Below are 26,622 nucleotides of genomic sequence, written 5' to 3'. Positions count from 1 at the left end.
CATGACCGGCTCCCCGTCCTCCCCCGGCACACCGTCCCGTACGGCGTCGTCCCCCACCTCCTCAGCCCGTACGGCCACGGCCACAGCCGGCGGCCTGCACCGGCTCGTGTCACGCACCGCGGCAGGGGCCGCCCTGTGCCTGGTCGGGGCTCTCACCGTCGCCGCGTCGCCCGCGGCGGCGGCCGAACCCGCCCCTGCGACCGCGGACCCCCTCGCCCGCTACCACCGCCAGCACCTCGACTGGAAGAGCTGCCTGCTCGGACCCGACGACGAGACCGGCAAGGAACTCCAGCAGGCGGGCGCCCGGTGCGCCGATGTCACCGTCCCGTTGAACTATGACGACCCGCACGGCCGCACGATCACCGTCGCGATCTCGCGGATCCGGGCCACCGACACGGCCCACCGCGTGGGCGCGCTGCTGCTCAACGGTGGTGGCCCCGGCGGGCAGACGATCGGCGACCCGCCGTGGGTGCGCACGGCGATGCAGCAGGTCGGTGAGCGCTACGACGTGGTGGGCGTCGACCCCCGCTTCGTCGGCCGCAGCACACCGCTGGACTGCCACTGGCCCACCGGCTCCTTCATACGCGGCGCGGGAATCGACCGTGCGGGGTTCGACCGCGCGGTGGCCCTGGCCGAGGAACTCGCCGGTCGCTGCCGGACGTCCCAGGGCGACGTCCTGCCGTACGCCACGACCCGAAACACCGCACGCGACATGGACGTCATCCGCGCCGTGCTCGGCGAGCGGCGGATCTCCTACCTCGGATACTCGTACGGCACCTACCTCGGCCAGGTGTACGCCACGATGTTCCCCGGCCGCACCGACCGAGTCGTGCTGGACGGCGTCGTCGCTCCCGACCGCTACAACCCCCGGCTGCTGCGCGGCACGGAACCGGCCAACCGGCACGCTCTCAAGGGCTGGGCCTCCTGGGCAGCCGCCCGCGACAGCACCTACGGTCTGGGCCGCACCCCTGGCGAGGTGCTGGCGGCCGTGGACGGCGTCCAGGCGGCGGCCGGACGTACGCCCCTGCCGATCGGCGCCCACCGGGTGGACGAGCATCTGGTGCCCGTCGTCGTCTTCAACGGCCTCTCGCAGGACAACGACGCCGCCTACGCCGATCTCGCCAAGGCCGTACGGGACATGCGTCGCGCCGCCGACGGCCACACGGTCACACCCTCGCCGTGGCTGGCCGACACGCTCGGCTTCCTGCTGGATCCGAACGGATCCGACTCCGCGTACGGCAGTGTCCAGACGGCGATCCTGTGCGGGGACGCGTCCGCGCCGCGCTCTCCCGAGGTGTACTGGCGCGATGTCCAACGTGCCCGGGCGCAGGACCCGTTGTTCGGTCCCGTCACCAACAACATCGGTCCGTGCGCGTTCTGGGATCCGCCACGCGAACGCCCCACCACGATCCGCGGCGACCTTCCGGCCCTGCTCGTCAACGCGACCGGTGACCCGCGTACCACCTACCGGAACGCGCAGACGGTGCGCCGCATGTGGCCCTCTTCCCGTCTGGTCACCCTCCGAGGCGCGGACCAGCACGCCGTGTACGGCGTCTTCGGCAGCTCCTGTGCCGACGCGACGGTCAACACCTACCTGGCCACCGGCCGCCTGCCGGCCACGGACGTCACCTGCGACCGGCCTTCCGGCTGAGGGAGGCCGCCCGGAAGCAATGGCTCGATACGTTCCCGCCGGCAGCAACATTCCCGCGGTGAGTCGGGAACCTTCGGGCGCCCGACGGCGTTCGTGTCACTGACGGCCGGACGAGCCGAGCCGTCTGCTCGCAGTGCTCAACTGCTGATTCCGTACGACGACTTGACCGGGGGGCAAGAGGCGTGCAGCCGCACCGCGCACACCCCACGCGCCCGGCCGCCGTCGTGCTCTCCGCGCTGCTCGCGGTCCTGACCTTCCTCCTGCCGGTGTCGGCCAAGTCGACACCGGCGTCCCGCCCCTCCTCAACGGGCACGGCCGCGGCCGTGGCAGCGACCGCGCAGGCGTCCGCGACCGCCGACGCGCAGCGACCCGTCGCCGTGGCCCACTCCGTGCTCGGCCACGCCGACGCCGTGCCGTACCCGAACCACGGCTTCCTGGGCCCTGGCACCGGGGACGCGGCCCCGCACCGCGCTGTCGGCGGCCCCGCCGTGGCCGTGGCGGTCGCGGCCGCGGGAGCGAGCCGGGGCGCCCACGCGTATCGCCCGCGCGGCCCGCCGTCCCGATGGAGCACCGAAGTCCGCATCGACGCCTGACCGTTCGCCTCCGCGCCCGGAGCAGACGTCGACTCCGTCTGCCTGCCCATCGTGGAGAACTCATGTCTCGCGCGCCCATGTGGCGGGCGATCGTCGCCCTAGGTGTGATCGCCGCCTCGCTCTTCTTCGCTCTCACCCAGTCCGCCCGCCTCGGCCTCGACCTGCGCGGCGGCACCCAGATCGTCCTGGAGACCAAGGACTCACCCGTCGTCGAGGCCGATGCCGAATCGACCCAGCGGGCCCTGGAGGTGCTCCGCCAGCGGGTCGACGCGCTCGGCGTGTCCGAGCCGAGCCTGTACCGGTCCGGACAGCAGCGGATCTTCGTCGAGCTGCCCGGCGTACAGGACCCGCGCGAGGCCGCCGAAGTCATCGGCCGCACCGCGCAGTTGACCGTCCACCCGGTGTGGGGCGCGACGGACCAGCAGGGCGCGGACAAGGGGAAGCCGGCCAAGGACGGCTCGCGCACCCTGGCCGACCCCGACCAGAAGGGGGCGTTCCTCAAGCTCGGGCCCGCCGCCCTCACCGGCGAGGGCGTCAAGGACGCCGAAGCGGTGCTCGATCAGCAGACGATGTCGGGCTGGATGGTCGACCTCACCTTCCGCGGGCAGGCGGGCAAGGACTGGGCACGGGTCACCGGGGCGGCGGCCTGTGCCCCGCAGGGCGCCCCCGAGCGGCGCGTCGCCATCGTGCTGGACGGAAAGGTCCTCTCGGCGCCCGGCGTCACCGCGGATGTGGCGTGCGAGGTCGGCATCTCCGGCGGCTCCACGCAGATCACCGGCGGCTTCGACCGGGAAGAGGCCCGCGATCTGGCCGCGCTCGTCAAGGGCGGTGCGCTGCCGGTGCCCGTGCAGGTCGTGGAGCAGCGCACCGTCGGCCCCACGCTCGGTGCCGACGCCATCGCCGCCAGCACCCAGGCCGCGATCATCGGGCTCGCGCTGACGGGGCTGTTCATCCTCGTCGTCTATCGGCTGCTCGGCGCCCTGGCCACCATCGCGCTCGCGCTGTACGGGCTGATCTCCTACGCCGTACTGGTCGCTCTGGGCGCGACACTGACACTGCCCGGACTCGCCGGTTTCGTCCTGGCGATCGGCATGGCGGTGGACGCGAACGTGCTGGTCTTCGAGCGTGCCCGCGAGGAGTATCTGGGAGCCCGCGCCCTGAAGTCGGCACCGGTCGCCGCGGCACACCTGGACAAGCCGCTGCGCACCGGCTTCAACAAGGCCTGGAGCGCGGTCGTCGACTCGAATGTGACCACGCTGCTCGCCGCCGGGCTGCTCTTCTTCTTCGCCACCGGACCCGTCAAGGGCTTCGGCGTCACGCTCTCCATCGGTGTCCTCGTCTCGATGATCTCGGCGCTGGTGATCACCAGGGTCCTCGCCGACTTCGCGATCCGGCGCCGCTTCGTGCGGGGCCGGCCCGGACTGACCGGTATCACCTCCCATGGCCGGGTGCGTGCCTGGCTCGCGCGCCGCGAACCCCGCCTGGTGCGTCACCGGCGCCGCTGGCTCGGCGTCAGCGCGCTGCTGATCGTGGTCGCCGTCGCCGGAATCGGCCTGCGCGGCCTGGAGTTCGGGGTGGAGTTCACCGGCGGGCGCCTGGTGGAGTACAGCACCAGCAGGCCCGTGGACGTGGACGCGGCACGTACGGCGGTCGCGGACGCCGGGTTCCCGCGTGCGGTGGTGCAGGAGTCGGGGGACGGGGACATCTCGGTACGCACCGGCGAGCTGAGCAACGACCAGCAGCACACGATCAAAGCGGCGCTGGCGAAGGAGGGCGGTGAGGTCACCGTCGAGCGGGACGAGCTGATCGGCCCGAGCCTCGGCGACGAGCTGCGCCAGAAAGCTCTCATCGCGCTCGGCATCGCCGTCGCGACCCAGCTGATCTACCTCAGCGTGCGGTTCCGGTGGACGTTCGCCGCCGCGGCGGTCTCGGCCATGGTGCACGACGTGCTGCTGGTGGTGGGCCTGTTCGCCTGGCTCGGCAAGCCCGTCGACAGCGTCTTCCTGGCGGCCCTGCTCACGGTCATCGGGTACTCCGTCAATGACACCGTCGTCGTCTTCGACCGGGTGCGCGAGGCGCGCCGCCGCGATCCCTCGACGGACCTGGAAACCACCGCGAACAAGGCCGTCATCCAGACGCTGCCGCGCACGGTGAACACCGGTATGGGCGCGTTGTTCATCCTGGCGGCCCTGGCCGTGCTCGGCGGTGACTCGCTCGCGGACTTCTCCGTGGCGCTGATCGCCGGCGTGGTGATCGGTATGGCATCGACGGTGTTCACGGCCGTGCCGATCGCCGTGCAGCTTGAGGGCGGCCGCCCGGCGCCGCCGGTGCGCCCCAAGCGCAGCGAGGACAGCGGGGACGGCGGCGCGCGCAGTCCGCTGGAGCGACGCGGGCGGGCGCGGGATTCGGGCGCTGTGGTGTGAGGGCGGGCGGTGGCTCGTGGGGGACGAAGGGCCGGGCACCGGGCCGACACTTGGAAGGCACCTACGCGGTCACGTTGGTGCCTTCAGGCGCCGGCCCGGTCCAGGGCGCTCTGCAGGGACTGTCTGTAACCCGCGCTGGTGTACGTGGCGCCGGACACCGTGTCGATGTCCGCGCTCTGTGCCTGCAGCGTCTCCTGGTTGAGCTTGGGAACAGCCGTGGAGTTGATGTCCCTGCTCCGCGCCGTCCCGTCGGGAGACCGGACGGCCGTCGCCTCGGTGATCCTGCTGCCGGTGAGGGTGATCCGTACCTGGACCGGGCCGTACTTCGTCTCGGCCGTGGCCCCGGTGACGGTGCGGGTGGTGGGTGCGGCCACGGTGGTCTTCGGGGCGGAGGGGGCGCTGCCGGTTCTCGTGGGGGCGGCCGACGCGGTGCGCGGCGGCTGCGTGCTCGTCGAGGACGGGGACGGGGTGCGCTTCTTTCCGGTCTTTCCGGGCGTCTTCGACGGCGAGGGTGACGCGGACGCCGACGGGGACGCGGGCGCGGTGGCGCTCGGCGTGATCGCGGGCTCGGCCTGCACCGCCGACGGGTCCGTGGTCGGCTTGAGCGAGAGCAGCAGCACGATGCCGGAGACGGTGCCGACTGTGGCCAGCAGCGCGTGGCGGAACGGATGCTTCTTCCTCACGGGAGCACCAGCGCATCAGCGGCACGAAGTGTCACGGCTCGCCTCAGAATTCGAAGGACTCGTGGTGGATACGGCGGTGCGGGACACCTGCCTCGCGGAGTGCGGCGTACGACTCCTCGGCCAGTCCGGGCGGTCCGCACAGGTACACGTCGTGTCGCGCGATGTCCGGCAGGATCCTGCGCAGCATCTTCGCGGTGGTCGGCGTCCGGCGACCGTCGGGCATGTTCACGGCGTACAGCAGTCGCGCCCCGCGCGCGTCCGCGATCGTCTCCAGTTCGTCCCGTAGCGCCAGTTCCTCCGCGGTACGGGCCCGGCAGAGCAGCGTCAGGTCCCCGGGTGCTCCGGGCAGCGTCTCGAACAGGGCTCGGAGCGGGGTGATGGGAGTCCCGCCGCGCGAGGTTGTTCGAGCGTGGGGGAGTCGGCGAGTGACAACAACAACGACAGGGCCTAAGCCCAGGGGCGGCGGCCGTACTCCTGAGAGCATCCGGCCGCCGCCCCTTCCCCCGTTCGACCGGGTACTACTCGATGGTCCAGCCGACGCTGCCGACACCCGTGCTGTACCAGGCACAGGTGGCGGAGGACTGGCCGTACTGGCCCGGGGTCAGGGTCACCCAGTCACCGGAGACGTCGGGGGCCCGGCCGCAGACGACCTCGGCGCGGAAACGGATGGTGCGGTCGCTGTTGTTCGTGCAGCTGGCGATGCCCCGGTCCGTGTCGACACCGTGGACCGCGCCACGGCAGTCGACCGAGCCCGCGGCCGACGCCGGGGCGGCCATGGCGCCGACGGACAGGGCCACCGCCGAGACGGTGGTGGCCAGACCTGCGGCGAACATCTTCTTACTGCGGATCATTCTCGTGCCCCCGAGAGGTCGCGGTTTGCAAGTGCTGACCTCAGTGAAGGGCACGGAGGCGGCCCCGGGGACCTGACACCTGTCAGGGTGCCCGGCGGCCACGCCGTACGACAGCCTCGGTCTTCTCGACCCAGTCGAGGTACCGGTCAGCGAATCCGACCTCCTCCAGCCAGGCGCGGTACGCCGCGTCGAAGGCCGCTTCGTCCTAGAAGCCGGACTCGTTGTGCACGGCGACCCCGGCGCGATCGACTTCGCCAGGATCACCAAGTACGCGAAGGCCGAGCTGGACGTGGACGACGACGCCCCGGAGCCGGCCGGCACCGTCCGATCGACGGTGCCGGCCGCATCCGTATCGGCAGCGCTCGCACGAACTCCCTCTCGGAGTCCGACAGCTAGGCCGCCGCCGGCACGAAGACCGTCTCCGAGGTGGCCGACTGGAAGTTGTCGTCGGCGTCGAAGACGGCCCGGTAGTGGCCGGCGCCGCTCTGGTCGAGGTCCGCGGCGAAATCGTTGCCGCTGCCGCCCCAGTGAGCCTCGACCGTGGTGAGCGTCGACCAGTTCACGCCGTCGGGCGAGTACTGGATGTGGACGTCGATCGGGGCGGGCGTCCATCCGTCGGGGAAGTCGATGAGCCCCTCGGCGTGGACCTGTCCCGTGTCGGAGCGGGTGGCCGTGAAGGCCGTGAACTTGGACGCCCGGTGCACGTGGACGACGTCACTCGTACCGGTGCCGGCCTGGAGGAACGGGTCTTCCGAGGTGTCCAGGGCGAGCTGGAAGTGGCCGCCCTGCCATGGCGTGTAGTCCATCGTGAAGGTGCCGTCGTCAGCGGTGGTGAAGCGACCTACGAGGTCGGTCTGAGCGTCGGCGGGGCCGAACAGGACGCCCCCGGAGTACCCGGCCAGCGGCAGCCAGCCGTCCGCGGTCTTCTGCTCGACCTTGACGCTCAGCGTGACCGGCTGACCGAAGTCGATGTCGGTCGAACTCACCGTGGACGTGAACCGGGTGGGAATCTGGTCGACACCGATCTGTACCGGATCGGACTCCCCGTACAGAACCGTCGGCGTGCCACCGTCCATGCGGAACACGGCCTGGACGGGCGCGGCGGCGTCGAGCCGCACCGAGGCCGTGAAGTGCCCCTGGGCGTCGGTGGTCACAGTGGCTTGCGTCCAATAGTCGACAGTGATCTCGACCTGGCGTGCCGCCAGGGGCTTCACCTGACGGGTCGGCCACCGTCCGTACAGCGTTCCCTCGACCTGCACGTCACGGTGGTCCCGGTCGATGGCGGTGCGGTCGACGGTGAGCGTGCCGAATTCCGCTACGACGTAGTAGGCGAAGTCCCCCGCGGACTGGCGCAGTACGTGACCGCCGTCGGCGTCCGTCACCTCCACGTCGATGCGGTAGGAGCCGAACTCGGGCAGCTTCAACGGCTTCTTGGTACGCCAGTTGCCGTCCTGACGGGTGCCGGAGAAGAGCCGGAAGTCCTGGGTCCCGATCTCGGCGACTTCGGTTTGCGAGGCGTACGACACCAGGCGCGCCGTGATGCCGGTGATGTCGGCCGCCGACCGTGCACTGATCTGCAGGGTCCCGAGGTCGTCCGACACACTCCCCGCGTAGGTGACCTCCGGCTGGTCCGCGGCGTGCGCGGCTGTCACGCCTCCCATGCCGAGCGCGGCGGCCGTGACGGCCACCGTGATCCATCTGCGTATCCTCCGCAACAACACTCTCGATCCCCACCCTCTGACGTGTTCGAGACGGCGGGGGCCTCTCCGGACCGTCCGCCCGGCCGTCCGCCTTTATACCGACCGCTCAGCACGGACGCGCGGCAATTAGGAGCGGGCACGGGGCCCACACCCTCCTCGGGGTCAGATCGCTCTCATCGCATCCGAGCCGGCTTCTCCTTGCTGAACAGCCAGGTCTCGAAGAGGTTCGTCAGGTCCTTCCCGGACTTGCTCTCGCACAGGGCGATGAACTGGTCGGTGTCGGCGTTGCCGTGGCGGTGTTGTCGGGTCCAGGTGCGGAGGATGTCGAAGAAGGCTTCGTCGCCGACGGCCCGGCGCACCTTGTGGACGGCCATGGCGCCGCGGCCGTAGACGGGCGGGTCGGAGACGCGTGCCGCGCTGGGAGGGGCGGCCGGAGGGAAGGACCAGATGCCCTCGCTCTCGGGATCCTTGCCGGCGTAGAAATCGTCGAAGATCTCGTCTGTGATCCTGCCGTCCTGCTTCCTGTCGCCGTCCTGCTTCTCCTCGCCGCCCCGCTCCTCCTCCCAGAGCCACTCCGCGTACGTGGCCAGGCCCTCGTTGAGCCACATGTCCTTCCACTGGCGCGGGGTGACGGAGTTGCCGAACCACTGGTGCGCCAGCTCGTGGACGAGGAGCGTCTCGTCCGGTGCCTCGTCGAAGTAGGGCTTGGTCTGGGTCTCCAGGGCGTAGTCGAGCTCGGGCAGGTGGTCGACGACGGCGCCGGTGGAGGAGAAGGGGTAGGGGCCGAAGCGTTCGCTCGCCCAGTCGACGATCTCGGGGACCAGGTCCTTGACGTCCGCGGCGTCCTCGGACTCGTCGGGGTCGATGGCGACGAAGGAGGGGAGGTCGTCGTCGGTCCAGCCCTTGTGGACCTCGAAGTAGCCGACGGAGACGTGCGCGAGGTAGGCGGCCATGGGCTCTTCGGTGCGCCAGTGCCGGGTCACCGTCTCGCCCTTGTCCTCCTGCGTGATCAGCTCGCCGTTGCTGACCACGTCGTAGGGGTCGCCGTCCTCGTCCTTGGGCACGGTGACCGTGATGTCGTACGTGGCCTTGTCCGAGGGGTGGTGGTTGCCCGGGAACCAGGTCATGGAACCGGCGGGCTGGCCGAGGGCGGTGGAGCCGTCGTCGGTCTCGATCCAGCCTTCCAGGCTTCCGTCGTCGTCCTCGATCGTGCGGGGGGTGCCGTCGTAGGTGACGACTGTCCTGAAAACCTCGCCGTCCTTGAGCGGCTTCGCCGGTGTCACCAGCAACTCGTCCTTCTCGCGCGCGTATCGGGCCTTCGCGCCCTGCACCGTGGCCAGGCGTACCCGCAGCCCGGAGAGGTCGAGGTTGAAGCGGCTCAGGTTCTGGGTGGCGCGCGCCGTGATGACAGCCGTGCCCTTCAGACGGTTGGTCTCGGGCACGTAGTGCAGGGTCAGGCCGTAATGCGCCACGTCGTAGCCGCCATTGCCGAGTCCGGGAAACAGCCGGTCCCCCACGCCGGACGCGCCGGGCTTCCAGACCGCGGCGGCGCCCTTCCCCGACGCGGAGCCCGTGCAGGAGGTCGTCACGGCCAGGAGGAGTGCTGCGGCCGGAACCCAGTGGGACAGGCGTCGGACCGGGGCCGTCGGCCGTGGCGGCCTACGGTCGTTCGCGGTATGAGGGTCCACCTCGTGTCTCCAATCGATCGGGGGACGCGAGACGTCAGAAACCCTTCATTGCCTCTTGGTTGTCTCAATGCGGGTAAAAGTTTCTTTACGCACTTTCCGGCTGCCAGGGCCAATTCGGCGTCCGATAGCATGTTCGAGCCCATGGCCTTCCGAGGCCCTCCACCAAAACCATGCCATCCAGTGCGAGAAGTGGCCTGGTCAGATGAATAGCAAATCGGCGCCAGGCAATTGATACCTATACCATCGCGGATCTTTTCGCGGATAAAGGACATACATACGCGCACCTCGCGGCGTCCACCACGGGCGATGCTGTGGGCCGCGGCGGGCGTGGCGGCCCTCGGCCTCCTCATCTCGATGGAGATCGCCGCACGGTACTACTGCGACGGCGCACCGGGGCCGATGACCAGTCAGGTCAAAGACCTGATATATGCCCCCAAGCCGGGCCCGCTGTACGCCGGTATGGCGTTGATGATGGTGGTGCTCCCCTGGCGGCAACGGTTCGTCGCGGCCGGTGTCGCGATCGGTATCGACAGCGTCTTCGCACTGGGACGGTGGGCGGTCGGCGCCGAGCCGCCCGGCGGCCATTTCTTCGGCAGCGGCGCGTTGTGGGTGATGTTGGGGTGCGCGGTCATCGCCGTCACGCGCCGCACCGGCCAGGACCGTGTCCTGCTGTTGAAGGGCGTCGGGCTGGGCCTGCTGCTCGTGGCCGGCCGCAAGATCGGCGACACCTGGCTGCTCATCACGGCGAAGACCCGCCCCACGGTGCTCGACCCGTACCTGGCCGTCGCCGATCACGCACTGGGCGACCCGTCATGGCTGGCAGGCCGGACCCTCGCGGCCATCGGGCCGATCGGCACCCATGTCCTCGACTACGTCTACGCCCAGCTCGCGGTGGCCGCGGCCGTCGTCGCGCTGTACCAGCTGCGCCACGTGGCCGCCGAACGCCGCTTCCCGCGCCATCACCTGGTGCGCACCTTCCTGGTCATCGGCCTCATCGGACCGGCCTTCTACATGATCTTCCCGGTGGTCGGACCGGTCTTCGCCTACGGCCCGGGCGCCTCCGGAACCGGCGGCGTGCACTGGGCGCTGGCCAACCTGTGGCCCCACACACCGCCGCCGTTCAGTGCCCCGCACTCGATGCCGTACGACGCGATCACCCCCCGCAACTGCATGCCCAGCCTGCACACGGCGTGGGCCACCGCAATCTTCATCCATACCCGCAAGAGCTCGCGGCTTCTGCGATACGCCGGCACGTTCTGGCTCGTCGCCACGCTCGCCGCGACACTCGGCTTCGGCTACCACTACGGCGTGGATCTCATCGCCGGCGTGGTCTTCGCGCTCACGATCGAGGCGGCGCTGCGCTCGCACGCACGCGGCTGGGACCGGTCGGGAATTCAGCTGGTCGCCTACGGCACATCGGTCTTCGCCGCGCTCTTGGTGTCCTATCGCTATGCGCCGATGGAGATGGCCGCACATCCGCGGGTTTTCGGACCACTTCTCATTCTGGCGATGACCTCGGTGGTTTACGGCTATGTACGAGCCACCAGACTCTGGGAACCGAAGGACGCGTCGGCGCGGCAGCTGGAACCTCAGCCCGAAATGGTGTGAGTGACGGCGGACGACACAAGGACCGCCGCGTCAGTCCGCCACGTCAGGGCATTCGTTGGGCTTCGGCGGTGGTCTTCAGGTCGCGCAGCCACGCTTCGAGGCCCGTGCCGAGGGCCTCGGTCGCGGTGGGGACGTCCGCCTCGACCTGGGAGCCGGTCCAGGTTTCCTCGGTGTGGACGCGCACGCCGCCCTTGACCTTCCTGAAGGTCCACAGGTGGACGCCCTCGTCGATGCGCAGCCCCTCGCCTGCCGCGGGTCCGCTCCACAGGATGCAGTTGTCGCGCCGGAGTTCCTGAACGGTGGACGTGATGGTGAGTGTGGTGGCGGGGGTCGTGGGGGTGGCGGGCGCGGGGGTCGTCCACCGGAACTGCGAACCCGCCTTCAGGCGGCCGGGGTCGAGACGCTCGGCGGTGGTGACCGGCGGCTGCCAGGACGGCCAGCGTTCGACGTCGGTCTGCAGCTTCCAGACCGTGCTCAGTGGCGCCTTGATGACGATGTCGGACTCATAGCGGATGAGGGCGGTGCCGTCGACGCCTCGCCCGCCGCACTGGGACGTACCGCCGTGGGCGGCCTGTGCGGTCGGGATGGTGCTCGCGAGAACGGCGCTGACGGCCAGCGCGACCGTGACGGCGGCCGTACGCGCGCGGGGTGAGTTCGACGGGCCGGTGCTGGACATGGTGTTCCCCTCGTTTCGGTTTCGTTGTCCCGTTTGATTCGCTGTGGTGATCGGATCCGGTGCTCGGGTGCTCGCTACGGGTTCAGCACGACCTTTCCGGCCGCCGTGCCCGACTCCGCCAGCCGCAGGGCGTCGGCGACGCGGGTGAGCGGCAGTTGCGCGGCGATCCGGGCCGTGACCTCGCCGCGCTGGAGGGCGGCGAAGACCTGGGTGAGGTCGGCGCGCAGGCGGGCGCGGAAGCGGTTCTTGGCCAGGGCCCGGCCGGCCCAGACGTTGAAGAAGTACGCGCGGCGGCGGTTGGGCAGGGCGTTCCACAGCCACACCCGGCCGAGCAGCTTGAGGACGGGCCACTGCTTGGAGCCCTCGTCGTCCCGGGTCGAGGCGCTGCCGTACGAGACGAGGGTGCCGCCGGGGGCGAGGAGGCGCCAGGAGTCGACGATGCCGCGGCCGCCGACGTGGTCGAAGACGGCGTCCACCCCGCCGGGGGCGAGTGCGCGGATGCGGGCGGCGACGTCGTCGGCGCGGTAGTCGACGGGGGTGACGCCCTGGTCCCGCAGGGCGTCGTGGTGGCGCTCGGACGCCGTGCCGATCACCCGCGCGCCGGCGGCCTGGGCGAGCTGGACCAGGACCGAGCCGACGCCGCCGTTCGCGCCGTGCACCACGACGGTGTGCCCCGCCCGGACGCGGGCCTTGCGGTGCAGCATCTGCCAGGCGGTGATGCCGTTGACGACGAGGGTCTCCGCTTCCGCCGCGCCGATCCCGTCGGGCACCGGCACCACGTCCGCCGCCTCGCCGAGCACGTGGCTGGCCCAGCCGCCGACCTTCACCAGCGCGGCGACCCGGGTGCCGGCCAGGCCCGGCTCGACGCCCTCGCCGGTCGCCAGCACCGTACCGACGAGGTCGTAGCCGGGCACGAACGGGAAGGGCGGCTGGTCGTAGTAGCGGCCGCGCCGCATCTGCTGCTCGGCGAAGGAGACGCCGGTCGCCTCCACCCGGATCACGACCTGGCCCGGACCCGCGGCGGGTACGGCGCCCTGCCGGATCTGCAGCCCCTCGGGCTCGACCTTGCCCGGCAGGACGACCTCGACGAGTTCTTCGGTGTTCATGGCGACGACCTCCACAGAGTCGGTGGGTTACTCGGCTTCACGTTCGTTAGAAGTTATAACCGCACGGACTCGAAAGTGTCAATAACTTCAGTGATACCCTCTAACCATGGTGAACTCGGAGGCGAAGACCCCGCGCGAGCGCTACCGCGCCCAGGTGCGTACGGAGATCAAGCAACGCGCATGGGAGCAGATCGCCACGGCCGGCGCCTCCGCGCTCTCCCTCAACGCCATCGCCAAGCAGATGGGCATGAGCGGACCCGCGCTGTACCGGTACTTCGGCGGCCGCGACGACCTGATCACCGAGCTGGTGAGAGACGCGTACCGAAGCCTCGCCGACGCCTTCCGCGCGACCTCGGAGGCGTCCGGTGCCGATGTGACCGCGCTGGCGCACGCCTTGCGGGCATGGGCCCTGCGGGACCCCCAGCGCTACTTCCTCATCTACGGCACGCCCGTCCCCGGCTACCAGGCGCCCGACGACACCACCGCGATCTCGTCCGAGATCATGGCGACCCTGCTGGACGCCTGCGCCGCGCTGCCCTCCGACGGACCGGCGACACCGTTCGAGGCGCACCTCGAAGGCCACCGGGACTGGGCGGCCGGTCATCCCGCCCCGCCCGCGGCCCTCCACCGGGCCCTGGCCTTCTGGACCCGGCTGCACGGTGTCCTGTCCCTGGAACTCGCCGGTCACTTCAGCGGTATGGGAATCGACCCCGCGCAGCTCTTCGCCGCAGAGCTGGACGATCTGGCGGGTACGTCGGCGACGTGACCGCGTCACGCCCGGACCACGGTGCCCGCTCGGGGCGCCGGCTCAGCCGCTCGTGACCGTCGGCGTCGTCCGTGCCCGGACTTCGGGCCGCGCGGGTGCGTTCTCGGTGCTGCCGGGGGCGAGGCCACAGGTGCCGGACCTCGATGCGCCGTCCTGTCCCGTCAGTTCCACGGTGACCTGGCCGTCGGCGTCCTGGCTGTAGGCGATCGTGCAGGTCAGCTGACGCAGCGCCGTGCCGGACAGTCCCTCCAGGGCCAGCGGGAGGCGGGTCGTGACCTTGCCGTCCGGGGAGAGGCCGACCTCGACGGTTGCGCCGGGGCGGGCGGCGGGGAGGGACGTGCTCAGGCCGGCGGCTCGGTCTTCCTTCCCTGGTCCGGCGAGCAGCGCCAGGACGACCTTCTCCGTCGGCACCGGTCGCGCTGTGTCGCCGAGGTTCTGGTATCCGGAGCCCGACTCGGTGTATCCGTCGCCGAGCCCGGTGTTTCCGTCGCCGGACCCGACCGGGGGCTCGATCCTGCGGATCACGGCGCTCAGACCTCCGTCGGGGGAACGGAAGAAGAGCAGCATGTCGTAGTCGCGGTCGAGGAAGGCCTGGAAGCTGGCGGGACCGCCCGCCTCGATGACGTCGGTCTCCTGGATGCCACAGCCGCCCAGCAGCGGTACGGCCGCCGCGGAGGCGAGGGCGACGACGACGGGCGCCGCGCCTCGGCGCGTCCGCGCACGCCTCATCCGCCGGCCTCCTCCGTGTGGAGCGGTATCTCGACGGTGAAGACGGCACCGCCCCCGGGCCGGTTCCCCGCTCGGATCGTTCCGCCGTGCAGCCTCACGTTCTCCAGGGTGATCGCCAGGCCCAGGCCGCTGCCCGCCGAGCGGGTGCGGGCCGCGTCGGCCTTGTAGAAGCGGTCGAAGACATGGGGGAGCACGGCGGGCTGGATGCCGGGGCCGTCGTCCGCGACCTCCGTGATCAGCAGCGCGGGTCCGGACGGGGAGCGGGTCTCGGTGCGCAGGCGTACCGTCACCGGCGCGCTGCCGTGGCGCAGGGCGTTGCCGACGAGGTTGGCGATCACGACGTCGAAGCGGCGGGGGTCGAGACGGGCGCGGATGCCGGTGGGCAGGTCGGTGCGGACGCGGTCGTCGGTCCAGTGCCGGTTGTGCAGGGTCTTGCGGATGGCCTCGGCGACGTCGACCTCGTCGGCGTTCAACTCGGCCGCGCGGGCGTCGAAGCGGGAGATCTCCATCAGGTCCTCGACGAGCACGGCGAGCTTTCCGGTCTCCGCGCTGACCAGCCGGACCGCGCGGGCGGTGTCGGCGTCGAGGTGGTCCGCGTCCTCGTCGAGGACCTCCGTGACGGCGAGCATTCCGGCGAGGGGGGTACGCAGTTCGTGCGAGACGTCGGAGGCGAAACGGCGGGCGCGGGCCTCGGCCTCGCGCAGTTCCCGTACGGAGTCTTCCAGTTGGGCGGCCGACTCGTTGAAGGTGCGTGCCAGGTCGGCCAGTTCGTCGCTGCCGCGCACCGGGATCCGGGTGTCGAGCCGGCCGCTGCCCATGCTCCGGGCCGCCTGGCGCAGTTCCCGCACCGGGCGCAGCACGCTGCGCGCCGCGATCAGGCCGGGGATCAGCGCGATGGCGAGGCCGGGCAGGGCGCCGTCCCGGCCGGCCATGAGGAGGGCGTCGACGTTGATCTGCTCGTCGGTCAGCCGCATGACGGCGTAGAGGACGAGCCCGCTGGGCACCACGCTGTACGGGCCTGTCTTGAAGACCATGGGCATGGCGATGGTCAGGTAGGGGACGCCGTCCTTGACGACCCGCTCGAACATGCCGTGGGGGTTGGCCCGCGCGGCGCGGCGCAGTTCGGGGGTGATGACCGTGGAGACCGGGTTCTCGCCCGAGGAGGCGCGGACGGAGCCGTACTCGGCGAACACCACCCAGGGGTGCGGCTTGCCCTTGCGGGCGATGTCACGCAGGACCGACTCCAGGTCCTCGCCTCCCCGCATGGGCAGCCCGAAGGCGGTCTGCTGGACCTGGTCGCGGAACGACGTGACCGCCGTGTCCTGGGCGGTCTCCAGCAGCGCGGTGCGGGCCTCGCGATAGGTCAGCGCGGCCGTGGTGCCCGCGCTGACCGCGGCGACCAGCAGGAAGGCGAGCATGAGCCGCGTACGCAGCCCGAACGCCCTGAACCGCGACCGGCGAGGGCCGGTGCTCACAGCGGTCCGAAGCGGTAGCCGAAGCCCCGCAGTGTCTGGACGTAGCGGGGGCTGCCGACCTCGTTCTCGATCTTGCCGCGCAGGCGTGCGACGCAGGCGTCGACCAGCCGGGCGTCGGCGTGGTAGCTGTGGTCCCAGACGTGCTCCAGCAGTTGCTGTCTGCTGAACACCTGCTCGGGGGCGGCGGAGAGGTGCAGCAGGAGCTTGAGCTCCGAGGGGGCGAGCGCGAGCGGCCGGCCGGCCTTGGTGACGGTCAGTCCGACCCGGTCGATGGCGAGTTCGCCGTGGACCTCGATGGCCTGCCGGCCCTGGCCGCCGTCGTCCAGGCGGCGCAGTACGGCACGGATCCGGGCCTCGATCACCTCGGTGCGGGCGGGCTTGACGATGTAGTCGTCGGCACCGGCTTCCAGGCCGATGACCACGTCGAAGTCGTCGCCGCGCGCGGTGAGCATGATGATCGGCAGCTGGCTGCGCTCGCGGACCCGGCGGCAGACCTGTACGCCGTTCATGCCGGGCAGCATCAAATCCAGCAGCAGCAGGTCGGGGCGGAACTCGGCCATCGCGGCGAGGCCGGCCTCGCCGGTCGCGGCCGCCCGTACCTCGTGGCCGCGGCGGCGCAGACCGAGTTCGACCCCCTCGCGTACGGAAGGGTCGTCCTCGATGAGGAGCACGCGGGGCATCGGTGGTTCTCCCTCGGTGATGGTCAGGGGCGGGTACGGGTCAATCTGCGGCGTACGCCGCTGAGCAGCGCTTCGAGTTCGGCGAGCCGCAGCGGACGGGCGAGCAGGGCGAAGGTGACGACGACGGCGGTCGCGCCGGCAACCGTGGAGACCAACGCCCCCGCCCGTGCGGTTCCCAGGGCGGCGAGGTAACCCAGCGTCGTGGCGGGGACGGCGGCGAGGAGCAGTCGTGCGTGGGCGCCGGCGGCGGACGAGCGCAGGGGGCGGGCGACGGCGAGCCTGCGGCTCAGCACCCGGGCGGTCACCGCCCAGCCCGCGCCCAGGGCCAGCGAGTACGCCGCCGCCATGCCCGTCACGGCCCAGCGGGCCGGCAGCAGGTGCGCGGCGGCCAGGGACAGTCCCGCGTTGAGGGCGACGATCACGAGGTTGAGCAGGAACGGCGTACGGGTGTCGGAGAGCGCGTAGAAAGTGCGGGACAGGACGTACTGGCCGGACAGCGCGACGAGTCCCGGCGCGAAGGCCATCAGGATCCCGGCCATGGCGGCCGTGTCGGCGGCGCTGGTTCTGCCGTATCCGAAGACGAGGGCCATCACCGGCTGGGCGAGGGCGAACAGCGCGCAGGCGGCGGGTACGACGGCGGCGGCGCAGACCCTCAGGGCATGGGAGACGTCGCGCCGCAGGGCCGCGCTGTCCCCGTCGGCGGCGGCCGCGCTCATCCGGGGAAGCAGCGCGGTCACCACGGAGACGGTGATGATGCCGTGCGGTACGACCCACAGGACATAGGCGTTGTTGTACGCGCCGTAGCCGGGGCCGCCGTCGAGGCCCGCGGTGGTGGCCAGCCTGGTGGTGACCCAGTAGGCGGCCTGGTTGGCCAGGACCAGCAGCACCAGCCAGCCGGCCGCGCGCAGCGGGCGGGTCAGACCGCTGCCGCGCCAGTCGAAGCGGGGCCGCCAGCGGAAGCGGGCCGCGCGCAGCGCGGGGACGAGGGCGAGTGCCTGGACGGCGATACCGGCGGTCGTGCCCCAGCCGAGCACGGCGGTCTCGGTGGGGGTGAGCGTGTTCCCTGCGGTGGGGGTGTCCCCGCCGCCCATGGCCAGCGCCAGGTACAGGCCGAACACGGTGATGACGACGAGGTTGTTGAGGACCGGCGCCCACATCATGGCGCCGAACCGGCCGCGCGCGTTGAGTACCTGCCCGAGCAGCGTGAACAGTCCGAGGAAGAAGATCTGGGGCAGGCAGTAGCGGGCGAACGCGGTGGTCATGGCCGCCTGCTCGCCGGTGTAGTCGGTGTACGCGTCGACGATCGCGGGGGCCGCCCAGACCGCGGTCGCGGTGATCGCCAGCAGGGCGACGACGCAGACGGTGACGAGCCGGTCGGTGTACGCGGCACCGCCGTCGTCGTGCTCCTTGGCGGCCTTGACCAGCTCGGGCACGAAGACGGCGTTCAGGGCGCCGCCGAGGAGCAGCATGTAGACGATGGTGGGCAGGGCGTTGCCGACCGCGTAGCCGTCGGCGACCGGCCCGATGGTGCCCAGCGCTGCCGCGACCACGGCGGAACGGGCGAAACCGGTGGCCCGTCCGACGACGGATCCGGCGGCCATGACGGCGGTGCCGCGGGCCGCGGAGGGGGCTGAAGGGGCCGGTGAGGCCGGTGAGGCCGCCTTTGTCGTCTGCGTCATCGGCGGTTCAGGTACGCCTGGAAGGCGCGGTGAAGCGTGTGGTTGGCGCTGCCGCCCAAGGATCTCTCCCATTCCCCCAACGTCTCGACGACGTGTCCCCCGGTGCCGAGCTTCCACCGCAGCAGTCCGTACGCACGTTCGCCTGGATCGAGTGTGGAGGGTACCCCGCGCATGTCGTAGACGTCGGCGCCGAGAGCGTGGGCGTCCTGCATCATCCGCCACTGCAGGGCGTTGGAGGGGCGGACCTCGCGACGGTGGTCGGCGGAGGCGCCGGTCTGGTACCAGGCCCGGCGGCCCACCGTGATCATCGTGTGGGCGGCGAGGATCTCTCCTTGGTGCCGGGCGAGGTACAGCTTCATCCGGCCCGGTTCCTCGGCGTTGAGCGCCGCGTACTGACGCTCGTAGTAGGCGAGCGAGCGGCCGAGCCGGAAGCCGTCGCGTCGCTCGGTGATGCCCAGCAGCCGGTAGAACTCGGGGAGTTCGGCCGCGCTGCCCACCACCACCTCGACGCCCTCCTTCTGGGCCCGGCGGACATTGCGTCGCCATTCCTGGTTGAGCCCGGACCACAGGTCCTCGGTGGTGCGTCCGGCGAGCGGCACATGGAAGACGTGCCGGGGCTGGGCGTCCCCGTCCCCTCCGGCCCCGCCCCCTCCGGTGCCGCCTCCTGCGGTGCTGTCACCACCGCAGCGGCGCCAGCCCCGGGCCCGCAGCCGCTCGGCCACGGCGGTGCCGAGCGGGTCGACCTCGCTGGCGAGGACGTCGCCCAGGCGCCGGCCCGGGCCGGCGAGCGGCTTGAGCAGGGCGGCGTCCCAGCGCCGGTAGGCGGGCGACGGGCCGATGCGCACGGCGAAGGCGCCCGCGCGGCGCAGGTGTTCGAGGAGCGGGCCGAGCCAGCCGTCGATGTCGGGGTCGGTCCAGTCGGCGACGGGACCCTCGGGGAGGTAGGCGAAGTACTTGCGGGTGCCGGGGAGTTGCCGCAGCAGCACCAGGGCCACGCCCGTCAGCGCGCCCGCCTCCGGATCCGGTCCCCAGCCGAGGAGTTGGGAACGCCACCCCTCCTTGACGTCGGCCCAGGACGGACACTGCAGGAATCCGGCGCCGAGCGCGGCGCCGTCGGGGGACGCGAGGAAGGCGCGGTAGGCCTGCGCGGTGATGGGGCGCAGGGCAAAGCCCCGGCCCCGTGCTTGGCACACGCGGCTGGGCGGAACGAGCAGCGCTGACACAGTCTGAGCCTCTCCTTCTCCCCGGTCCGTCGCGGGGACACAAAGGAGGTTCACAGCGGCCCATGACCGCTCCGTCCGGCGAATGTGACCGGACCATGACCGTTCCTCACCAGTCGCCGTCACATTGCCGGATAGCGGCTGACCTCGGGTTTTCCGGCTCTACAGTCACGACATCGCCGAATCGCCCACCCCTCGATCGCCCTTCCCGGAGGTCCTGTTGTCGCGCACCCGTGTACTCGCCCATGCCCGCGTCCGGGCCGCCGTCGTGGCCGCCGCCATGGCCGCCCTGCTGACGCCGCTCGCCGCCTGCTCGTCGAGCGGCTCGGCCACCGCCCCGGACAGCGAGGGCAAGCCGAGCGCCGACGACCGCCCGGTCACGGTCACCGTCACACCCGAGGGAGCACGGGTCCCGGCGGGCGAGCCCGTGAAGGTCACGGCCTCGGGCGGCCGGCTCACCTCGGTGACCGTCACCGACGACGAGGGTCACAAGCTCGCCGGCAAGGTCGCCGCCGACGGCCGGTCGTGGGTCTCCGACCGCAAGGCCGTACCGGGCGCGTCGTACGCGGTGACGGCGGCGACCCGGACCGAGGGCGGAACCGCCAAGAGCACCCGGGCCGCCTTCAGCACGGCTCCGGCGGGCAAGGTCAACAAGGTCGACTGGCGACCGGGCGCCGGCGCCACCGTCGGCGTCGCCCAGCCGATCTCCCTGGTCTTCGACAACCCGGTCAGGAACAAGGCCGAGGTCGAGAAGCAGCTCAGGATCACCACCTCGAACGACACCGAGGGCTCCTGGGGCTGGATACGGGACTGGTCGGGCCGGGACCGGGTGGACTGGCGACCCAAGGCGTACTGGAAGCCCCGCACCAAGGTCACGCTGAACGCCGACTTGAACGGCACGGACTCGGGTGCGGACGGCGGCTGGTTCGTACGCGACTACACGACCACCTTCACCATCGGCGCCCGGCAGATCGTCAAGGTCGACCTCGACAGCCACCGGCTCACCCTCGAACGCGACGGCGAGACGGTCCGGCGCATACCGGTCTCCGGCGGCACGCCCGGCGGTGACAAGCGGTCCTGGCGCGGAACCGCCGTCCTCATGGCCAAGGAGGGCACGATCAACATGAACTCCGAGACCGTGGGCCTGCGCGACGCCTACGACAAGATGGTCGACTACTCGATGCGGCTGACCTGGTCGGGCATGTACGCGCACGCCGCCCCGTGGAACGCCCGCTACTTCGGCAACTCCAACCAGAGCTCCGGGTGCATAGGAATGAGCGACGCGAACGCGGCCTGGTTCTACGGGCAGGTCCGGCCGGGCGACCCGTTCGAGATCACCGGCAAGGACACCAAGGGCGTGGTCGCGCCCGGGAACGGCTTCGGCGCGTGGAACCTGTCGTGGAGCGAGTGGCAGCAGAAGAGCGCGCTGCGCTGAGCAGGGGGCGGGGCGCCTCCATGCCGCCCCCTGTCCGAAAAGGTACGGGTGGCCGTAGTCCTGGCGGGCGCGGTCGCGTCCCCTACCGCCGGTGGAGGAACCGTTGCGCCGCCCGCGCCCGCGCAACGGAACCCCGCCCGCGGGGCTCCCGTTCGCCGTGGTGGCTCTGGCGGTGCCTGCCGTGATCGTCGCGCAGCGCACCGTCGTCCTGGTCACCGTGCACGGTCCCGTCACCTGGAAGGACCGGGTGAACAGCGCCATCCGGCAGACCGCCGAGGCGCACGCGAACGTGGTGGTGGCGGACTGGGACCGTGCCGTCCAGGGCAAGGACGACCTCCTCGCGAACGACGGCATCCACCCCGGCCCCACGGCCGCGAAGCTCTACGCGAAGACGGTGGCCCAGGCCCTGGAACGGAAGTGAGACGACCGTTGCGCCGGCTCTGTGTTCGTGTGACGCAAGGCGGCGCGGCGGCGAACCGCCCTCCACAGCCGATGTGTTGCTGTGTCACGGCTGTGCGACGACGGGGTCCTGAAGGGAAGACGGGCGTGACCCGCGGGCGCTGGGGCTCCTCATAGTGAGCACAGAGCGGGGAGCCGGCGCAGGACGCCGTCCGCTCCCCCCTACCGCCGCACCGGAAGGAACCTCCCGTGATGAACCGCCACCTGCGCAACGCCGTCGTCGCCACCGCCGCCATCACCGCCGGGCTGCTGATGACGGCGTGCCAGAACGGCACCGACGACAGCGCGTCCGGTACGTCCGGCAAGGGCGCAGCGGGCGCGACTGCGGTCGCGGAGAAGGCGTCGGACTCCCAGGGCTCCAAGGACTCCCAGAACTCTCAGAACTCCAAGAGCTCCAAGGGCGTCAGCGGGTCGTTCACGAACGGCGAGGTCAGCTATCTCGCCCCGGGCAAGTACATCGTGTCCGTACCGGGCAAGGGCGACCAGCAGTTCTGGGTCGCCGATGACACCGAGGTCTACGGCGTCGGCACGATCTGTGGCGAGGCGGGGTCCAAGGTGGACGCGCCCTGCACGCTGGACCAGTTGGAGACGGCCGCCAAGAAGGCCGCCGTGAACGCCGACGTGGAGATGAGGAACGGGGTCGCCACCCTGGTCACCGAGCGGCGTGCCGCCCAGCAGGACGCCGACTCCGGCGAGACCGTCGTCGACGGCATCAACAAGGGCAAGGGCGTCAACGGCACCTGGTTCGGCAACGTCTCCTACCTGGCGCCGGGCAAGTACACGGTCTCCGACCTGAAGGGCGTCGAGCAGCAGTTCTTCCTCGCCGAGGACACCAGGATCTGGGGTTACGGCGACGTCTGCGGTGACACGAACACCGACGAAGGCGGCCAGGGCGGCACCGAGTGCACCGAGGCCGAACTGGAGGCGGCCGCCAAGAAGGGCTTCACCGCCGAGGTCGTGATCAGCAACGGCATCGCGACCACCATCCGCGACGACCACTGACCGTCAAGGTCGGTGTGACCGCGTCTGCTCCCCCGTGCGCTCGGCTCAGCCGGTCACCGTCTCGGCGAACTGGTTGGTGTCGAAGAGCTCGTTGATGTGGCCGCCGAGCTCCGACCAGTGGTGGCCGGAGAGTTCGGCGGCGGCGCGGGCGTCGATGAGTGACGTGCAACGACCTGCGCCTGACGTCCTCCGGCCCCACCGCGGGGCTCGGCGAGATCAACCTGCCGCCGGCCGCCGAGGCCGGACAGCTCCAGCTCAACGCCTTCGAGCCGGTCATCGCCTACAGCCTGCTGCGCTCCGCGACCCACCTGCGCGCCGCCTGCGACACCCTCGCGCGCCAGGCCCTGGCCACCGGCCGCCCCGCCAAGGACCTCGCCGCCGAGGCCGGCCTCCTCACCACCGACCGACTCGACACGATCCTGCGGCCGGAGAACCTCACGGGCGCGTCGTAGCGACATCCGTGTGATGGCGACGGCGGCGGGCGAGCCACAGGACGACTGCCGCGTAGAGGGCGACCATCGGGACGTCGACGGCCACCATCATCCAGTTCATGTCGGCAGCCGTCTCCTCGGATGCGAGCCCTCCGGCGATCGCCGACATGACGCCCATGGCGAGGAGGTTGTTGAGCACGTGCAGCGCGATCGCCGCTTCGAGTCCGCCCGTACGGACGGTCAGCAGCCCGGTGACGAGGCCGAACACCACCAGGTCGGCGAACCCCCAGGGGGTGCCCCAGCCGTGCGCGGCGGCGAAGAGCAGTGCCTGCGGGATCACCGCGACCCACGCTGAGCGGCACCAGGCGCCGACCGCCTGCACCAGCCAGCCACGGAAGACGTACTCCTCGGCCGCGGCCTGGAACGGCACGAGCAGGCAGATGCTCGCGAGGCCGAGCAGGAACGGCGACAGTCCGGCCCAGGTCAGCTCCGGCCCGCTGACCTCGGATTCGGGCAGGAGCAGGGAGATGCCCAGGGACGCCGCGGCCACGGGCAGGGCCACCGCGAGGCACAGCCCCAGCCAGCGCCACCGCAGCCCGCCCGTCACCGACGAGACCGTGCCCGCCGGGCGCCGCTGCACCCATCGCGCGGCCAGCAGGACCACCGGAATCCACAGGGCGATGGACAGCAGCGCCAGGGCGTTGTCACCGATTCCGCCCCATACGAGGTCGCCGTCATCATTGCGGGGACGGTCGAGGACCGCACCGGCGATCTCGCTGCCGATGAGCACCACCAGCATGACGAGGGTCACGCCGATGAACACGACGGCGGTCCCCACCAGCGGCCGCCACCACCGGTGATGCCCGGTCGCCCGAGCCTGCCGGTGGTACGCAAGCGGCTGCGCGGGCGCGGGGGCGGTCTGTGTCCAGGCCGGGTCGGAGGGCTGAGGCGACTCGTAGAGGGTGTGCGTCGTCATGTGCATCAGCATCCCGGCGGTGGACGGCCGTGGCGTCGGCCGTGGGCACGATCGGCGTCTCCAACCTGGGATAGGGACGCCGCCGAACAGGCACCCCTGACAGAGGACCAAACGTATGATCGTCGCCATCATGGGGCACATACGGAACTGGCTGCTGCCCGTGCTGCTGGCGGTGGTGCAGTTGTCCGTCTGGCCGGGACTCACGCTGCTGCGCGGCGAGGCCGTGGCGGCACCGCAGCTCGCCGTGGGTCTGGCCGTGACCGCGTCGGCCGTCGCCGTCCTGGGGGTGCGCCGGCGCTTCCCGGTCGCCGCGACGCTCACCATCGAGGCCGTCACGGTCGCCGAATTCGTCGTGCCGGACGAAGCGCTGCTGGCCGCCGTGGTGGCCGGCGTGGTCGCGCTGTACCGGGTCGCGGTGCTGCGTCCGACCGGGACGGCCGTCCTCGTCGCGTCCGTACTGACCGGATCGGCGGTGCTCAGGTCCCTGCAGCGGTACGACTCCCCGGTCGACATCGGCGGTGAGGCCCTGGTGAGCCTCGCGATCTACGCGGCCACCGTGGGCGCCGGCCACGGGCGCCGCCAATGGCTCGCCGGACGACGGGCCGCCGAACGGGAACTGGCCCGGGCCGAGGCCGTACGGGGCACCGCGGCCACCACGGAACGGCACCGTCTCGCCCGTGAGCTGCACGACGTCAGCGCGCACCACCTCACCTCCGTCGTGGTCACCGCGGACGCCGCACGCCGCCTCGGCGACCGCAGGCCTGAACTGACCGCCGAGGCGCTGCGGCTGGCGGCGGAGGGCGGGCGCGAGACCGTCGCGGCGCTGCACCGGCTCGTGACCGTGATGCGGAGCTCGGCGGCCGACGAGGAGAGCCCGCTCGAAGAGCGCGTCGCCGAACTCGCCGCGGGATTCGAGCGCCTGGGCCAGCGCGTGAGCCTGGACCTGGCCCCCGGACCGGCCGGCCTGACGGGTCAGGTGGCCGAGGCGGCCTTCGGCATCGTCCGCGAGGCCCTCACCAATGCGCTGCGCTACGCCCCCGGCGCCGCCGTACGCGTCGTGGTGCGGGACGGCGACGGAGCGCTGGACCTCCTCGTGGAGGACGACGGGGCGGCGCAGGCGGCGGCCCGCGCACCCGAGGCGCGGCAGGGGCTCGGCTCCGGTCGGGGTACCGCGGGTATGCGGGACAGGGCGGCCGGGCTCGGCGGCACCCTCGAAGCGGGCCCTCGCCGGGACGCTCCGGGATGGTCCGTCCGCGCGCGGCTGCCCCACCCGTCGGCGGCGGTGCGCCACCGACCGGCCCTGCCGAGCGCGAGTTGGGCCGATACGGCGACCGTGCTCGCCGTCGCGGCGCTCCCGGTCGTCGCCGTCCTCATCGAACGGCCCGCCGCCACCGCCGCGGCCTGTCTGCCCGCCGTCCTCCACGCGCTGCCACTGCTGTGGCGGCGCCGGGCTCCCTGGACCGTCCTCCTCCTGGTGTCGGCCAGTGCCTGGATCCCCCCGGTCGCGCTGGCGTACGGGCTGCTGCCGTCGGACGTGGCCTGGTCCCTGGCCGTGGCGGGGGCCTGCGCGGAGTGTGTGGCCCTGCACGCGGTGGCGGCCTTCGCGGGACCCGCGGCTCACACCTGGCCGGCGATCCTGGCGACGGCGGGCGGGGCAGCGTTGACGGCGGTCGCGCTGGACGTGTTCGGCGGCGGCACGCTGGAGGCCGAGGCGGGGGGTGGCGGTGAGGGTCTCCCCTTCCTCGTCTTCTTCGCCCTCTTCCTCACGGTGTTCCTGGCCCTGCCGATGGCCGGGGTCTGGGGCTCGGGCGTGTTCGTCCGAAGGCGCCGCGAGCGCGTCACACGGCGTGAGGACAGCGCGTTGACGGCCGCGGTGTGGTCCGCCGTCGTGGAGGCGTACGAGGAGCGGCAGCGCATCGCGGCGGAGTTGCGCCAGGCCGTGCTCCGGCACGCAGACGACGTGGTCGTCCACGCCGAACGCGGCGACCTCGACGGCGCCGCGGAGCAGGCCCGAGCGGGCCTTGCCGCCATGCGCGAGCTGCTGGCCGTGCTGAGACGGACGCAGCCGAGCACGAAGCCAGAGGAGGTGTCCTCATCACAGCCCGAACAGATCCGACGGTCCGCGTGATCGTGGTCGACGACCAGGCAGTGGTCCGTGCCGGGTTCGCCGCCATCATCGACGCGGAGCCCGACCTCGCCGTCGTCGCCGAGGCCGGGGACGGCGCCCACGCCGTGGAGCTGGCGCGGCGCCTCACACCCGATGTCGTCCTGATGGACATCCGGATGCCCGGCATGGACGGGCTGACCGCCACCCGCCTGCTCACCTCGGGGGAGGACGCCCCGCGCGTCCTCGTCCTGACCACCTTCGACCAGGACTCGTACGTCCACGACGCGCTGCGCGCGGGTGCCTCCGGGTTCCTCCTCAAGGACGCCCGGCCGGAGGAACTGCTCACCGGCATCCGGGCGGTGGCCTCCGGGGACGGCATCCTCGCGCCGGCCGTCACCCGACGCCTGATCGAGGCCTTCGCGCACTCCGCCCCGGCACCGGACCCCACCGCCCTCGACGCGCTCACCCCCCGCGAGCGCGAGATCCTAACGCTGGTGGCGGCGGGACTCGCCAACGCCGAGATCGCGGACGCCCTGGGCGTGACGACGGGAACCGTGAAGTCCCATGTCAACGCCCTGCTGCGCAAGCTGGGCCTGCGCGACCGGGTGCAGGCCACGATCTTCGCGTACGACACGGGCCTGACCCGGCCGCGCGGGGCGTGACTTTGCCGCAGTGCCTCCCGTA

The 26,622-nt window shown here is 71.7% G+C and carries 23 protein-coding genes and 1 pseudogene; 11 read left to right on the top strand and 13 right to left on the bottom strand.

Features of this window, described 5'->3' with window-relative positions; genetic code table 11:
- The first annotated feature begins 1 nt into the window (after position 1).
- The 3 genes from EJ357_RS24380 to secD all read left to right on the top strand — a co-directional run bounded on the left by EJ357_RS24380 (position 2) and on the right by secD (position 4,667).
- Positions 2 to 1,651 carry an alpha/beta hydrolase gene (locus EJ357_RS24380; RefSeq protein WP_126399927.1) on the top strand — a complete coding sequence of 550 codons (1,650 nt, stop codon included), beginning with the start codon at positions 2 to 4 and terminating at the stop codon, positions 1,649 to 1,651.
- 182 nt (positions 1,652 to 1,833) lie between these two features.
- A complete protein-coding gene (locus EJ357_RS24375) occupies positions 1,834 to 2,244 on the top strand; it encodes a hypothetical protein (RefSeq protein ID WP_126393678.1) in 411 nt (136 codons plus the stop codon).
- Positions 2,245 to 2,306: 62 nt separating this feature from the next.
- Positions 2,307 to 4,667 carry a protein translocase subunit SecD gene (gene secD, locus EJ357_RS24370; RefSeq protein ID WP_126393677.1) on the top strand — a complete coding sequence of 787 codons (2,361 nt, stop codon included), beginning with the start codon at positions 2,307 to 2,309 and terminating at the stop codon, positions 4,665 to 4,667.
- 83 nt (positions 4,668 to 4,750) lie between these two features.
- On the opposite strand, the gene EJ357_RS24365 is transcribed toward secD, so the two are convergent.
- The 5 genes from EJ357_RS24365 to EJ357_RS24345 form a co-directional block, all read right to left on the bottom strand.
- Positions 4,751 to 5,350 (bottom strand): FMN-binding protein, encoded by a 600-nt coding sequence (locus EJ357_RS24365; RefSeq protein WP_126393676.1) that lies wholly within the window; start codon positions 5,348 to 5,350, stop codon positions 4,751 to 4,753.
- 43 nt (positions 5,351 to 5,393) lie between these two features.
- Positions 5,394 to 5,834, bottom strand: a complete 441-nt coding sequence (locus EJ357_RS24360) for a ferredoxin reductase domain-containing protein (protein WP_407698413.1) — start codon at positions 5,832 to 5,834, stop codon at positions 5,394 to 5,396.
- A gap of 34 nt (positions 5,835 to 5,868) precedes the next feature.
- A complete protein-coding gene (locus EJ357_RS24355) occupies positions 5,869 to 6,201 on the bottom strand; it encodes a hypothetical protein (RefSeq protein ID WP_126393675.1) in 333 nt (110 codons plus the stop codon).
- 392 nt (positions 6,202 to 6,593) lie between these two features.
- Positions 6,594 to 7,889, bottom strand: a complete 1,296-nt coding sequence (locus EJ357_RS24350; protein ID WP_126393674.1) for a hypothetical protein — start codon at positions 7,887 to 7,889, stop codon at positions 6,594 to 6,596.
- 185 nt (positions 7,890 to 8,074) lie between these two features.
- Complete coding sequence (locus EJ357_RS24345) at positions 8,075 to 9,496, bottom strand: M1 family metallopeptidase (protein WP_407698526.1); 1,422 nt, start codon at positions 9,494 to 9,496, stop codon at positions 8,075 to 8,077.
- Between the two features lie 399 nt (positions 9,497 to 9,895).
- On the opposite strand from EJ357_RS24345, the gene EJ357_RS24340 reads away from it, so the two are divergent.
- Positions 9,896 to 11,197, top strand: coding sequence for a phosphatase PAP2 family protein (locus EJ357_RS24340; RefSeq protein ID WP_126393673.1), 1,302 nt, complete (start codon positions 9,896 to 9,898; stop codon positions 11,195 to 11,197).
- A 43-nt stretch (positions 11,198 to 11,240) separates the two neighbouring features.
- On the opposite strand, the gene EJ357_RS24335 is transcribed toward EJ357_RS24340, so the two are convergent.
- The gene (locus EJ357_RS24335; protein ID WP_126393672.1) at positions 11,241 to 11,873 is read right to left on the bottom strand and encodes an SRPBCC family protein; all 633 of its coding nucleotides are present in this window, start codon (positions 11,871 to 11,873) and stop codon (positions 11,241 to 11,243) included.
- Positions 11,874 to 11,947: 74 nt separating this feature from the next.
- Entirely contained in the window at positions 11,948 to 12,979 is a 1,032-nt protein-coding gene (locus EJ357_RS24330) for a medium chain dehydrogenase/reductase family protein (RefSeq protein WP_126393671.1), read from the bottom strand.
- Between the two features lie 106 nt (positions 12,980 to 13,085).
- Here EJ357_RS24330 and EJ357_RS24325 point away from each other — a divergent pair, with 106 nt between their 5' ends.
- On the top strand, positions 13,086 to 13,745 hold the full coding sequence (locus EJ357_RS24325; protein WP_126393670.1) for a TetR/AcrR family transcriptional regulator: 660 nt from the start codon (positions 13,086 to 13,088) through the stop codon (positions 13,743 to 13,745).
- 42 nt (positions 13,746 to 13,787) lie between these two features.
- Here EJ357_RS24325 and EJ357_RS24320 read toward each other — a convergent pair whose 3' ends face one another.
- Genes EJ357_RS24320 through EJ357_RS24300 form a run of 5 tightly spaced genes read right to left on the bottom strand, consistent with a single transcriptional unit; the run spans position 13,788 to position 19,531 of the window.
- Positions 13,788 to 14,474: a hypothetical protein gene (locus EJ357_RS24320; RefSeq protein ID WP_228472573.1), complete on the bottom strand. Its 687-nt coding sequence runs from the start codon at positions 14,472 to 14,474 to the stop codon at positions 13,788 to 13,790.
- Entirely contained in the window at positions 14,471 to 15,892 is a 1,422-nt protein-coding gene (locus EJ357_RS24315) for a sensor histidine kinase (protein WP_175647842.1), read from the bottom strand. Before EJ357_RS24315 ends, EJ357_RS24320 begins: the two co-directional genes overlap by 4 nt.
- 53 nt (positions 15,893 to 15,945) lie before the next feature.
- Positions 15,946 to 16,629 (bottom strand): response regulator transcription factor, encoded by a 684-nt coding sequence (locus EJ357_RS24310; protein ID WP_126393668.1) that lies wholly within the window; start codon positions 16,627 to 16,629, stop codon positions 15,946 to 15,948.
- A gap of 23 nt (positions 16,630 to 16,652) precedes the next feature.
- Positions 16,653 to 18,308: a murein biosynthesis integral membrane protein MurJ gene (gene murJ, locus EJ357_RS24305; protein WP_126393667.1), complete on the bottom strand. Its 1,656-nt coding sequence runs from the start codon at positions 18,306 to 18,308 to the stop codon at positions 16,653 to 16,655.
- Positions 18,305 to 19,531, bottom strand: coding sequence for a lipid II:glycine glycyltransferase FemX (locus tag EJ357_RS24300; protein WP_126393666.1), 1,227 nt, complete (start codon positions 19,529 to 19,531; stop codon positions 18,305 to 18,307). The genes murJ and EJ357_RS24300 overlap by 4 nt, the downstream gene beginning before the upstream one ends.
- 277 nt (positions 19,532 to 19,808) lie before the next feature.
- Here EJ357_RS24300 and EJ357_RS24295 point away from each other — a divergent pair, with 277 nt between their 5' ends.
- From EJ357_RS24295 to aspA, 4 genes and pseudogenes are all read left to right on the top strand, one after another.
- Positions 19,809 to 20,963 carry a L,D-transpeptidase gene (locus tag EJ357_RS24295; RefSeq protein WP_126399921.1) on the top strand — a complete coding sequence of 385 codons (1,155 nt, stop codon included), beginning with the start codon at positions 19,809 to 19,811 and terminating at the stop codon, positions 20,961 to 20,963.
- Positions 20,964 to 21,054: 91 nt separating this feature from the next.
- Positions 21,055 to 21,384 carry an SGNH/GDSL hydrolase family protein gene (locus EJ357_RS24290; protein ID WP_126393665.1) on the top strand — a complete coding sequence of 110 codons (330 nt, stop codon included), beginning with the start codon at positions 21,055 to 21,057 and terminating at the stop codon, positions 21,382 to 21,384.
- 230 nt (positions 21,385 to 21,614) lie between these two features.
- Positions 21,615 to 22,424, top strand: a complete 810-nt coding sequence (locus EJ357_RS24285) for a hypothetical protein (protein ID WP_126399918.1) — start codon at positions 21,615 to 21,617, stop codon at positions 22,422 to 22,424.
- A gap of 161 nt (positions 22,425 to 22,585) precedes the next feature.
- Positions 22,586 to 22,876, top strand: a pseudogene (aspA, locus tag EJ357_RS24275) (aspartate ammonia-lyase); the annotation flags it as partial.
- Here aspA and EJ357_RS24270 read toward each other — a convergent pair.
- Complete coding sequence (locus tag EJ357_RS24270; RefSeq protein ID WP_126393664.1) at positions 22,860 to 23,831, bottom strand: CPBP family intramembrane glutamic endopeptidase; 972 nt, start codon at positions 23,829 to 23,831, stop codon at positions 22,860 to 22,862. The pseudogene aspA and the gene EJ357_RS24270 sit on opposite strands and share 17 nt — an antisense overlap.
- A gap of 115 nt (positions 23,832 to 23,946) precedes the next feature.
- Between EJ357_RS24270 and EJ357_RS24265 the strand changes: the two genes are divergently transcribed.
- Complete coding sequence (locus EJ357_RS24265) at positions 23,947 to 25,959, top strand: sensor histidine kinase (protein ID WP_126393663.1); 2,013 nt, start codon at positions 23,947 to 23,949, stop codon at positions 25,957 to 25,959.
- A complete protein-coding gene (locus EJ357_RS24260) occupies positions 25,956 to 26,600 on the top strand; it encodes a response regulator (RefSeq protein ID WP_126393662.1) in 645 nt (214 codons plus the stop codon). The genes EJ357_RS24265 and EJ357_RS24260 overlap by 4 nt, the downstream gene beginning before the upstream one ends.
- Positions 26,601 to 26,622 lie beyond the last annotated feature (22 nt).

Source organism: Streptomyces cyaneochromogenes, from assembly GCF_003963535.1.
GTDB lineage: Bacteria > Actinomycetota > Actinomycetes > Streptomycetales > Streptomycetaceae > Streptomyces > Streptomyces shaanxiensis.
Note: the sequence above shows the minus strand (reverse complement) of the source record. Positions and strands in the feature narration are given on the sequence as shown.